The 12,146-nt window shown below is 32.1% G+C and carries 13 protein-coding genes; 12 read left to right on the top strand and 1 reads right to left on the bottom strand.

Annotated features, from left to right (window positions below):
- Positions 1-330 precede the first annotated feature (330 nt).
- The gene (locus tag DER71_RS11040) at positions 331-939 is read left to right on the top strand and encodes a hypothetical protein (protein ID WP_199505620.1); all 609 of its coding nucleotides are present in this window, start codon (positions 331-333) and stop codon (positions 937-939) included.
- A gap of 111 nt (positions 940-1,050) precedes the next feature.
- Here DER71_RS11040 and DER71_RS11035 read toward each other — a convergent pair whose 3' ends face one another.
- Positions 1,051-1,263, bottom strand: a complete 213-nt coding sequence (locus DER71_RS11035; RefSeq protein WP_114458936.1) for a helix-turn-helix transcriptional regulator — start codon at positions 1,261-1,263, stop codon at positions 1,051-1,053.
- 385 nt (positions 1,264-1,648) lie between these two features.
- Between DER71_RS11035 and DER71_RS11030 the strand changes: the two genes are divergently transcribed.
- The 11 genes from DER71_RS11030 to DER71_RS10980 all read left to right on the top strand — a co-directional run bounded on the left by DER71_RS11030 (position 1,649) and on the right by DER71_RS10980 (position 12,119).
- A complete protein-coding gene (locus DER71_RS11030) occupies positions 1,649-2,770 on the top strand; it encodes a DUF917 domain-containing protein (RefSeq protein WP_114458937.1) in 1,122 nt (373 codons plus the stop codon).
- Positions 2,771-2,847: 77 nt separating this feature from the next.
- Positions 2,848-4,134 (top strand): cytosine permease, encoded by a 1,287-nt coding sequence (locus tag DER71_RS11025; RefSeq protein WP_158531768.1) that lies wholly within the window; start codon positions 2,848-2,850, stop codon positions 4,132-4,134.
- Positions 4,121-5,098, top strand: coding sequence for an aminopeptidase (locus DER71_RS11020; protein WP_233487062.1), 978 nt, complete (start codon positions 4,121-4,123; stop codon positions 5,096-5,098). The genes DER71_RS11025 and DER71_RS11020 overlap by 14 nt, the downstream gene beginning before the upstream one ends.
- A 154-nt stretch (positions 5,099-5,252) precedes the next feature.
- The gene (locus tag DER71_RS11015) at positions 5,253-5,996 is read left to right on the top strand and encodes an NAD-dependent deacylase (protein WP_114458939.1); all 744 of its coding nucleotides are present in this window, start codon (positions 5,253-5,255) and stop codon (positions 5,994-5,996) included.
- Positions 5,997-6,053: 57 nt separating this feature from the next.
- On the top strand, positions 6,054-6,881 hold the full coding sequence (gene yqeB / locus DER71_RS11010) for a selenium-dependent molybdenum cofactor biosynthesis protein YqeB (protein ID WP_114458940.1): 828 nt from the start codon (positions 6,054-6,056) through the stop codon (positions 6,879-6,881).
- Positions 6,882-6,983: 102 nt separating this feature from the next.
- A complete protein-coding gene (locus DER71_RS11005) occupies positions 6,984-7,982 on the top strand; it encodes an ABC transporter substrate-binding protein (RefSeq protein ID WP_114474631.1) in 999 nt (332 codons plus the stop codon).
- Positions 7,975-8,730, top strand: coding sequence for an ABC transporter permease (locus DER71_RS11000; protein ID WP_114458942.1), 756 nt, complete (start codon positions 7,975-7,977; stop codon positions 8,728-8,730). Before DER71_RS11005 ends, DER71_RS11000 begins: the two co-directional genes overlap by 8 nt.
- A 3-nt stretch (positions 8,731-8,733) precedes the next feature.
- Positions 8,734-9,789, top strand: a complete 1,056-nt coding sequence (locus tag DER71_RS10995) for an ABC transporter ATP-binding protein (protein ID WP_114458943.1) — start codon at positions 8,734-8,736, stop codon at positions 9,787-9,789.
- 50 nt (positions 9,790-9,839) lie between these two features.
- Positions 9,840-10,868 carry a molybdopterin-binding protein gene (locus DER71_RS10990; RefSeq protein ID WP_114458944.1) on the top strand — a complete coding sequence of 343 codons (1,029 nt, stop codon included), beginning with the start codon at positions 9,840-9,842 and terminating at the stop codon, positions 10,866-10,868.
- A gap of 26 nt (positions 10,869-10,894) precedes the next feature.
- Positions 10,895-11,644: a Rossmann-like domain-containing protein gene (locus DER71_RS10985; protein ID WP_114458945.1), complete on the top strand. Its 750-nt coding sequence runs from the start codon at positions 10,895-10,897 to the stop codon at positions 11,642-11,644.
- A 34-nt stretch (positions 11,645-11,678) separates the two neighbouring features.
- Positions 11,679-12,119: a hypothetical protein gene (locus tag DER71_RS10980; RefSeq protein ID WP_147267772.1), complete on the top strand. Its 441-nt coding sequence runs from the start codon at positions 11,679-11,681 to the stop codon at positions 12,117-12,119.
- Positions 12,120-12,146: the final 27 nt, after the last annotated feature.

The following is a 12,146-nucleotide window of genomic DNA, read 5'->3' as shown; positions in this document are numbered from 1 at the left end:
TTATTAGCTAAACATAATAATTGAAATTCAAAACCGTCTGCTATTTTCTCGGGGCAAGCCCACGAGGTTTGCTAGCAGACTATAACTTCTATCACTACCTTGAATATCGCTGTAGTTATTTGCTGTAACAAAATAAAGAAAGTAGAATAAATATACAGCAACATATTCAAAGGTGTTAAAACAAATATATGTACTATAATTAGAGTTAAGAAATATGTTAGAGTTCCTTGCATATTAATATTTTAAATAATATAATTGAATTGATAGCTAATAAATACAAATAAATTTAAAGATTTTTGGAGAATACGAGGGGAGGAGGGTGAAAATGAGGTGGCTGCAGATAAGGCATTAAACTTGATCCTTTCAAAAATTGAAGATCTGGACTCTAAATTTAATAAGTTAGATTCTAAGTTTGATAAACTAGATTCTAAGTTTGATAAATTAGATTCCAGAGTCGATCAACTCGATTCTAAAGTAGATAAATTAGATTCTAGAGTAGATAAACTCGATTCTAAAGTAGATAAATTAGATTCTAGAGTAGATAAACTTGATTCTAAAGTAGATAAGTTAGATTTCAGAGTAGATAAACTCGACTCTAAGGTAAATAAACTTGATTCCAGAGTCGACAAACTCGACTCTAAAGTAAATGAACTTGATTCTAAATTTGCTGGTCTAGATTCTAGAGTTGATGGTTTGGAAGTTAATTTATCCAACTTCCGGGGAGAGTTTAATAGTTTTAGAGTTGAAACCAAAGAAACACTGACCCGTATAGAAAAGAGAGTAAATGCAACATTTGAACAGGTTGGTGGTTTAAGTGAATTTAGAACAAAAACCGAATCTCAACTTGATAAGATTCAATCTGACATGACATTTTACGCAGTAAAACAGATTGAAAATGAAAAAGAAATATATAAATTGAATAATAAAATAGCGGAATAAACATAGATGATTAAAGCCTCTCCTAAAATAAATACTGGGAGGGGTTTTTATTTTGAACCTGCTGGAAATTTTCCGGCAGGATTTTTAACTTTACAGGGCTGTTTTTTAATTTTATTCATTTTCCGGTATATAAACCAATAAATCTCCTACCTGACAATCAAAAAATTTACATAGGACCTCTATAGTATTGGCTGGAAATCTGCTTACTTTTTGATTATACCAGTTCGAAACTGTGTTTTTATCTAAACCCGTTTTTTTACTCAATTCGAGCATAGTTTTAATATCATTTTCAGCCATTAAAATAGATAATCTGTTTTTTATCATAAAAAATCCTTTCATATTATAGATTTATACATAAAAATTATTGATTTATACATAAAAATTTGTTATTATTAAAATAGTTAAAGAAATTAAACACACTATAAAAAGAGAGCTTAGAGCTAAATTCATCAGAAGATTCAGCTTTTTTGTACTTAATGATACTTATATTCACCAATTTCCCCAGCAGACAATACTATAGTTATCAAAAAATTATACATGGGGAGGTGAAAACACAGTTATACCCTGGTAAATAAAAATAGAAAAACAGCCCTGCGATAAAAAGTTTAACCAACTTAATTATAACACAGAGCTGTTTTTTAGTAAATTTACCAGGTAAATATTTGTTATTTATCTTTTGTCAATATTATTTTAAAAAGGAGTGTCTAGTGTGAGTGATTTAATTCTAAAAACTAAAACGGAAGTAGAAGATTTTGTTAGAGGATGTACATTTTTTGGAACAGGTGGGGGTGGACTGCCGGAAAACGGTATTGTATCTATAATGTCTGAATTAAACAAAGGGAAAGAGATAAAACTTGTTTCACCAGATCAGATAGAAGATGATGCTGTAGTGGCCACTCCATTTTTAATGGGCTCAATAGCTCCCAAAACTGATAAAATAAAAAAAGAAATGAAAAAATTTGGATTGGAAAATTCAGTTAATGATGAAAAGCAAATGCTGGCTAAAGCTTTAAAAGAATTGGAAAATTATATGGATAAAAAAATTGATTATGTTGTACCAATAGAGCTGGGAGGTTCCAATGCTCCTGGGGCTATAGCAGCTGGTATTTCAAATAATATGCAGGCTTTAGATGGAGATTATGTCGGCAGAGCAATTCCAGAAATTCTGCAGACCACTCCTGCTTTAGATAATAAAAAAATCTGGCCTATTTCCAGTGTTGATGAATGGGGTAATGTATCAATTATAAAAGATTCTATAAATTTTAGAATAGTCGAAAGAATAGGAAAACTTATTAGTGCAGCAGCTTATGGACTGGCAGGACAGGCAGGATTTATTTTATCAGGAAAAGAGATGAAAAAATACATAGTTAAAAATTCTCTTTCTAAATGCTATAAAGTGGGTAAATTGATAAGAGAATCAGATAATCCTATTAGTAGTTTAATAGATGAGCTTAATGGATGGAAGCTCGGCAAAGGAAAGATAACTAAATTAGATGATGAAGATAAAGATGGATATTACTGGGGTACCACACATATTAAAGGTACAGACAAATTTAAAAATGATGAATTTAAAATCTGGTTTAAAAACGAGAATCATATCTGCTACAAAAATGATAAAGTAATTGCCACAAGTCCTGATATTATTGTATTACTAAATACTGATACTGGTGAACCTGTAACTAATGGTGAGCTTAATATCGGAGATAGTGTTACTATAATAGGAGTAAAAGGAAATGACAAATTTAGAACTGAAAAAGGAATAAAAGTACTTGGGCCAAAATATTTTGGTTTTGAAGATATTGACTATACAGAAATTGAAAAGCTAAATTGAGTTAAAAATATAATAAAGCAGTAAGGAATTTTCCTTACTGCTTATAATTAATAAAAAAGTATATGGAGGTTTCTAAAGTGAGCAAAGAAAACGGTGAATTTTATGACTATCCAACTGAACCGGTTCCTCAGAGTGAAAGAAGAACTTTATATAATTTATCAGTTGTTACTGCCGGACTTGCAGTAGCAATGTCAACATTATATACAGGGGCTTCCCTGGCTCAAATGCTGACATATAAAGGGGCAGTAATTTCCATACTAATAGGCTGTTGTGTATTATTTTTAATAGCTGGAATATTAGGAGCAATTGGTACAGAAACAGGAGTTTGTTTTTCTGTACTGGCCAGACATTCATTTGGTAGAGATGGATCTAAAATAATAGGTTTAATCTGGACAGTATCATTAACAGGGTGGTATGCATATCAGTGCGGTTTTTTTGGGGAAACGATAAATTTAATTTGGCCGGACTATTTTTTAACCCAGCCTCATATAGCAGCTTTTTGGGGTGGATTAGTTATGATGACGACAGCAATAATAGGTTATAAAGGACTTTCATTTTTAAGTTCTATAGCATCTCCGCTAATATTTATTATGTGTCTCTGGGGAAGTATAGTAGCATTTAATCAGGTTGGTTTAAGTAAGATAATAAGTAGAGTACCTAAAAATCCAGCTGGATTTGGAACTGGAATAACAATTGTAATTGGAGGATGGATTATAGGTGCAATAATGCAGCCAGATGTAGCTCGTTATGCCAAAAGCAAAAAAGATATCTGGCTTGCAACAGGAATTGCTATGATTGTATTTGCATTTGCAAATTTTGCTGGGATGACAATGACAAAAGCTGTACAGACTGATACAATTATGGCAGCGATGATAGCACTGCAGATGGGAATAGCACCACTATTTATTGTGATATTAGCTCAGTGGACCAGTAATGACAATAATTTATATTCGGCTTCACTTGGAGTTACCAATGTATTTAATTTTTCAAAACATAAGGTTTCACTTGTACTTGGTATTGCAGCTACTGTAATAGCAACCTTTGGAATTGAAGATTTATTTGTTCCTTTTTTAAACTTTCTGGGAACATTTATTCCACCAATTGGGGGAATAATTATGGCTGATTATTATCTGCTGAACAAAAAAGATACCTATACATTTGATCAGAATACAACATATAAGCAGTGGAACCTCCTGGCATTTATTACAATATTATTGTCAGCTTTAATTGGATTTAATTTAGATTTTGGTATATCTGCTATAAATTCCTTGATTTCTGGATCAGTAATATATTGGGTATTAATGAATATAGCAGAAAAAAAGAAGTTTGATCCTTATTACGGCAGAGTAATTGAACATAAATAATAATGAAAAGGTGATAACTGTGGACAATGCATATAAAAAGATTTTTTCAGAATGTATGAAAGTTAGAAAAGACGAAACTGTATTAATTATTACAGATGAAAAAAGGTATAAAATTGCTAAAAAAATATTTAATGTTGGAAAAAAATTCACAGATAAAGTATATCTATTGGAGATGACTGAAAAAGGAAAAGACGGAGAAGAATTATCAAAGTATATTGAAGATGTAATGACAGGAGCTGACGTTGTTATTGCCCCTACATCTAAATCTATTTCACATACAGATGCACGCAGAAATGCCTGTAAAGCAGGAACCAGAGTAGCAAGCATGCCTGGTATAACAGAGGACATATTAGAGAGAACTTTAAATACAGATTACAATAAAATTGAAGAACTAAGTATAAAAATCGCTGAAATATTGGATGATGGTAAATATGTCAAATTAATATCTGATAAAGGTACAGATATTGAATTTTCCATATCTAATAGAAAGGGAATTGCAGATACAGGTAAAATCACTCAGAGAGGAGATTTTGGGAATCTTCCTGCCGGAGAGGCATATACAGCTCCTGTTGAAAATACAGCAGATGGGAAATTAGTATTTGATGGTGCAATTGCAGGTATTGAGAATCTTGATTCTCCAGTGAAAATAGAAGTTAAAAAAGGAAAAATTTTGTCTATTGAAGGAGAAAAAGCAGCTCAACAATTTGAAAATATTATCAATAATGCTGATAAAAATGCAAAGTGTATTGCAGAGCTTGGCATAGGCACAAATGATAAAGCAGTACTTACAAGCAGTTTATTGGAAGTAGAAAAAGTATTAAATACTGTTCATATAGCATTTGGAGACAATGTTACAATGGGAGGAAATAATAATTCGGATTTACATATTGATGGAGTAATTAAAAATCCAACATTAATCATTGATGGTAAAACTATTATTGAAGATGGTAATTTGATTATATAAAAAATATTTACCATTATATTAAAGTCAAAAATCTTAAAGGGAAGGTCCTGGACACCCCCCTTCCCTTTAAATTTCAACAATTTTATAAATAAATATAAAATTTCTCCTTTTAACCAGGATATAAAAATTATATAATAGTTATGAGGTGAACAAAATGGATAGATATAAAAAAGCAGCTGATTTAATTAAAAATTCAACACACACAACAGTATTTACTGGTGCAGGAGTGTCAGTAGAAAGTGGTGTGCCGCCTTTTAGAGGAGAAAATGGGCTGTGGAGTAAATATGACCCAGGAATTCTGAATCTCAATAATTTTTATAATAATCCAGAAGAATGCTGGGTTAAAATTAAAGAGATTTTTTATGACTATTTTGGTAGGGCAGAACCAAATGCTGCCCATAAAGTCATTGCTGAATTAGAAAAAGTTGGTTATGTAAAAGCAGTAGTCACACAGAATATAGACAACTTACATCAGAAAGCAGGCAGTAAAAAAGTATTTGAATTCCACGGTAATTCTAGAGAATTGGTCTGCACAAAATGCGGCAGCAGATATTCTGCCGATAAAGAAATTCTGGAAGATTTACCACCCAGATGTGAAAGATGTGGTAAAATTTTAAAACCTGATTTTGTTTTTTTTGGAGAAGCAATACCCGAGAAGGAAAAAGAATTATCATTTGCTGAAGCAGAAAAAGCAGACTTATTTATAGTAATTGGAACTACAGGAGAAGTCCAGCCGGCATCTTCTATTCCTGTTATTGCAAAAAATAATGGAACAGAGATTATTGAGATTAATGTTGAGAAATCGAATTATACTAATTATATTACAGATATTTTTATTAAAGATAAAGCTACAAAAGCTATGAAAAGAATTGGAGAAGAGCTTTCTTTATTGCTGTAGGGGGAAATTTATTTTTTTGTTTTCGTTATACTTCTGTAAGTATAAAGGGAGGAAAGTATGAATAAAAACAGTAAAAATAATTGCAGAGAAAAAATTGTTTTAATCAAAGGGGCGGGAGATATAGCTTCAGGAACTGCTTACAGGCTGTATAAAGCAGGTTTTAATATAGCTATGAGTGAAATTGAAAACCCAACTGTTGTCAGGAGGACAGTTTCTTTTGCAGAATGTGTTTACAGAGGAAGCTGGGAGGTTGAAGGAATTAAGTCAGTGTATATAGATAATATTAATGAGATAAATAAATTATGGTCAGAGGGGATTATACCTGTATTTAACAGGTGTCATGTGGAAGATTTTAAGAAATTAATGAAGCCAGAAATTGTTGTTGATGCACGCATGATGAAGAGAAAAAACAATACAGAAATTGATGAAGCCAGTATTGTAATCGGTTTGGGTCCAGGGTTTAAGACTGGAGATAATGTAAATGCTGTTGTTGAAACCTACCGCGGGCACTATTTAGGAAGAGCAATTTATCAGGGTGAGGCAATGTCATATAAAAAACAGCCGGGTGAGGTGCCTGGATACAGCATAGAAAGAGTTGTAAGTGCTCCTGCTGAAGGTATCTTTACGAGTGAAAGAAAAATAGGAGAAAAAATTGAAAAAGGAGAAGTTTTTGGATATGTTGATTATATTCCAGTAAAAGCAAAAATATCTGGAGTAATAAGGGGTATTATCTATCCGGGTATTGAAGTTGCAGACCACGAAAAAATTGGAGATATTGATAATAGGAATATAAAAGAATACTGTTTTACTATTTCCGAAAAAGCTCTTGCCATTGGTGGAGGGGTTCTGGAAGCAGTTTTATATTTCTCAAAAGATGAGAATTAAAGATATAGGATAATTAACATGTGTTATTTGAATATCACAGCAATTGTTAAAAAGCTTTTAAAAAGCAAATATTAACGTTTAAAAAAGGAAGAGGGAGTAATAATGAAAAAATCATTAATTTTTATCATGTTAATATTTCTTATGATGCCAGCACTTAATTTTAAGGCAGCTGCAGAAGATATACCGATAAATATAGCAGTTGAATTTATGGATCATGCAGCCAGTTTTTTTGTTGCTGAAAATAAAGGATGGTTTGAAGAATATGATTTAAATATCAGTTCTTTTGATACTTACTCAACAGGAATGGCTCTGTCAGCTGCTTTGAGCAGAGGAGATGTAAATGCAGCTTATATCTGCCTTGTTCCTGCAGTTACTGCTTTTGCCAATGGGAAAGTTCCTATTAAAATAGTAGCAGGAACACATAAATATGGATATGGAATTTTGGTTAACTCAGAGTATATAAGTATAGATAGTGATCTGGAAAAAGAAGGTATAGCAATCGGCTGTCCTCGTGAAGGAAGTCCGGCAGATCTTTTGTTACATAAATTTATAGAAGAAAAAAATCTGAACAAAGAAAAAGTAATGAAAAATATTAGAAGAATGAGTCCTAACAAAATTCTACTATCAATTAAAAACAATAAGATTCAGGCTGGTGTTATGCCTGAACAGTATCCGAGTATGGGAGAGAAAATGGGGTTTAAAATATTAATAAATGCTAAAGAATTGTGGCCTGAAATGCAGGGTAGTGTTTTAGTTGTAACAGAAGATTTAATAAAAAAAGACAGCAAACAGGTCAAAAAGCTGGTTGAAATTAACAGAAGATCAATCCAATTTGTAAAAGATAATCCTGAAGAAGCTTCTGTTATAGTTTCTGAGGCGCTTCAGGCAGGTGGAGAATCATATTTAATGGAAGTTAATAATAAAAACAGCAGCATTACTCCAGATATTATTAAAAATTCTATTGAAAAAGAGCTGGAATTCACAACAGAAATTGATGCAGATCAGGTTCAGAGTGTTGTTAATTATATGTCAGACTTAGGATATATAGAAAAATTTGATGTAAAAGAAATATTAGATTTGAGGTATCTGCATAATGAATAAATTTGATTATAACTTAAAAGGACTGGTGCCTGTTTTAATATTTTTTATAGTCTGGGAAAGTGCAGCATCTTTAAATTTAATCTTTGAAAACAACTTTTTACCTTCAATTAAAGAAATAATAGTAGAATTCTATTATTTAACCATCAATGGAGTACTGATTAAAAATTTTTACAGCAGTTTATTAAGAGTTTTAGCAGGAGTTTTCCTTGGTTCATTTTTGGGTCTGGTTGTCGGTATTTTGATGGGCTGGAAGGAAAATGTTAATCAATTTTTAGGTCTTATAATAAGTTTGACCTATCCAATACCTGCCCTGGGTTGGCTGCCACTTTTTATAATATTTTTTGGAGTAAACAATCTGGTTCCAGTACTTATAATATTTATATGCTGTTTTTTTCCAATAGTATATAATACTATAGCTGGAATTAAAGGAGTAGATAATAATTTAATAAATGCAGCCAGAACTCTGGGGGCATCAGAAATAAAAATACTATTTACAATTATTATCCCACTTGCTCTGCCGAGTATTTTTACCGGTTTAAAATTAGAATCCGGAATGGCCTGGAGGGTAGTTATTGCAGCTGAAATGATCGCAATACCAACAGGTATTGGAGCTTTAATGATGAAAGCAGAAAATCTTGTAAGAGTTGACATAATTATAGTCTGTTTGCTGCTGCTGTCACTTATGTGCTTTTTATTTGAAAAAACAATAGTTCTTTTAGAATCCAAATTTACTGATCAGTGGAGGTAAATTATGCCTGATATCAAAATAAAGGATCTTTCAACTGAATTTTGTCTTAAGAAAATGAATTTTACGATAAAAGATGGAGAATTAATGGTTCTCCTGGGTCCATCTGGTTCAGGTAAGACAACTCTTTTAAAAGCTATTGCAGGAATAGTTGACTACAGTGGTTCAATCTATTTTGGAGAAAATAATGTTAATAATTTAGTGCCGGGGAAAAGAAATGTCGGGTATCTTTTCCAGAATATAAATCTTTTTCCACATTTGAATGTATATGATAACATAGCTTATGGATTAAAAACAAAGGGATTTTCTAAAGATGAGATTAAAGAAAAGGTTGAACATATAATAGATTTATTCAATATAACTGAAATTAAAGAACGATATTCTAAAAATTTAAGTGGGGGAGAAAAACAGAGAATTGCTCTGGCCAGAGCTTTAGTATATTCTCCAGACATATTGCTTCTGGATGAGCCGATGAGCAGTCTGGACTACCGCATATCCAAACATTTAAGAATGGAAATAAAAATGCTGCAGAGAAAATTGAATATAACTACCGTTTATGTAACTCACAATTTTTCTGAAGCAGAAGAAATGGCAGATAGGATAGCAGTAATTAATAATGGTGTTATTGAACAGGTGGATAAAGCAGACAGAGTATTTTTTAAGCCGAAGAACAAAAATGTAACTGAGTTTATAGGTGAACCCAATATATTTATCTGCAGCAGCTGTAAGGAACTGAATCTGTATTTAAAAGAGATAAAATGTGGAAAGTTAAACTTTGTTGTTGCAAGTCTCCAAAAAAGCATAAGGAAAATAGCGATTTTGCCTGAAGATATATATGTATCTAAACGTAAACCACCCGGGCCTGATATTAACAGAGTTAAAGCAGAATTGATTGAAATTAAAAAAAATTCCACTTATATTGAATGTGTCTTTATGGTTGATAGAAAAATAAAAGTAAAGCTGGCAGCAGATATTTATAAAAACATGAAGTTGAGCAAAAATGATACTACCTGGCTGACTTTTAACTTTAAGAAAATAAAAGTTTTAAATGGTGACATGTAATTGTATATATTTAGACTGGTTGTGAATATTAAAAATTTGGAGGTAACTTAATGAATTGTAAAAAAATTACTGTAAAAAATGCTGTGGGGGAAACGATTGCACATGATATGACACAAATTATTCCTGGTGAATACAAGGGAGCGAGATTTAAAAAAGGTCATGTGGTGGAAGAAGAAGATATTTCGGTGCTGAGAGATATGGGAAAAGAAAGTCTATATATTATAGATCTAAAGCCAGATGATCTACATGAAGATGAAGCAGCTTTGAGAATTGCAGAAGCTGTCTGTGGTGAAGGATTTACATTTGCTGGCCCGGAAGAAGGTAAGGTAACATTGGAGGCTTCTTATTCCGGTATAATGAAAATAAACAAAGAACTTCTGATAAAAGCAAATAATGTTAAGGATGTATTAATAACATCAATACACAATAAAGTCCCCGTCAGAAAAGGAGACAGTGCAGCCGGAATCAGAATAAACCCACTTGTTATCAGCGAAAAAATAATAAAAAAGATTGAAAATATGGCTGCTGATAAATATATTTTTGAGGTTTCTCCATTTAAGAATTATAAAGTAGGCCTGGTTGTTACCGGAAACGAAGTTTATCACGGGAGAATAGAAGATAAATTTGTGCCTACAATTAAAAGAAAATTAAATAGATGGGGTGGAGAACTGCTGGATTTTACCTTTGTTCCTGATAATAGAGATTTAATTAAAGATGCTTTATTGGATTTGAAAGAAAAAGGTGCAGAACTGTTAATAACAGGAGGTGGTATGTCAGTTGATCCTGATGATCTGACACCTTCTGGTATAAGAGCTACTGGAGCAGAAATAATAAGTTATGGGGCTCCTGTACTGCCTGGGAATAAATTGATGCTGGCATATTTAGACAATATTCCTGTTTTAGGACTGCCGGCCTGTGTTCTTTATTATAAAATTACTGTTTTTGATATTATTTATCCCAGAATACTTGCCGGAGAGAAGATCAGCAGAGAAGATATTGTTCAGCTTGGTTTGGGAGGTTTCTGCAGACACTGTGAAGTCTGTCAGTATCCAAATTGTTCTTTTGGAAAAATAAACTAATATTATGGAAATGGAAGTGATATAATATGAATGTACTGAGTAAAACTAAAAATGAATTTTTTAAAATAATAAAAGACTATAGTATAGAAAAAGAAAAAATCGATATAGAAATAATGGGTCTTTCTCCAGAAGAGGCTATAGGTAATCCCGGCAGAGATGATTTTCCTCTGCTGATCGGCAGAGAAGTCATGATACAGGCAGACTATTCGGGCAGTTTTGGCCAGGCTTTTACAGATCATCCTGGCAGATTTAATGGATCTATCTCAGATGTTATTAATCTAAAACTGAATAATAATTATCATCGTGCACTTTTTATTTCTACTGTTAATGCTGTGTTAAATCATTTAAATATGGCAGAAAAAACTATACACTGCCGGGATCAGGAACCACATAAATGTTCTCAGGAAATGGTAAAATGGATTAAAAAAAATAGTGATGCAGAGCATATTGGAATAATTGGTTATCAGCCGGCAATAACTGAAGAATGCAGTAAAGTTTTTGGATCTAAAAATGTTAGAGTGACTGATTTAAATCCAAAATTGATCTCTGAATATAAAGATGGTGTTAAAATATGGAATGGTAATACTGATACAGAAGAACTTATTAAAGAGTCAGATCTGGTGCTTGTCACAGGATCTTCTGTAGTAAATAATTCAATAGATAATATAATAGAAACATTGAACAGCAATGAAAGAGAATATTACTTTTTTGGAAATACAATTGCAGGAGCGGCAGTTCTGGCAGATTTGCCCAGACTTTGTTTTTATGGTCATTAAAATATAAAATTATATCAGAATGGGGATTGATTTTATGAAAGAATTAATTGATAAATTTGGAAGGAAAATAAATCATTTAAGAATTTCAGTAACTGACCGCTGCAATCTCCGCTGTATTTACTGTATGCCGCTTGGTTTTGATATTTCTGAAGAAAAATTCTACAGCAGTGAAAAAATAAAAGAATATATTTCAGAAAAATTTAATCTTTATTCAGCTCAAATTGAGGGCAGTGGCCCGGCCAGATATTATAAAGTAGAGGAAGCGAAAGGAAGTATAGGCTTTATTTCTGCAATCAGTAATAATTTCTGTGCCAATTGTAATAGATTGAGATTAACTGCAGATGGAAAAATTAAACCCTGTCTTGGTAATAATATAGAAGTTAAAATAGCAGATAGAATGTCAGAAGGTGATAGAAGTTATAGTCTGCTAGCAAACCTCGTGGGCTTGCCCCGAGAAAATAGCAGACGGTTTTGAATTTCAATTATTATGTTTAGCTAATAA

Source organism: Halanaerobium sp. DL-01, from assembly GCF_003338615.1.
Lineage (GTDB): Bacteria > Bacillota > Halanaerobiia > Halanaerobiales > Halanaerobiaceae > QPJE01.
The sequence above is the reverse complement of the archived record's forward strand: the minus strand, read 5'-3'. Positions and strand labels throughout refer to the sequence as shown.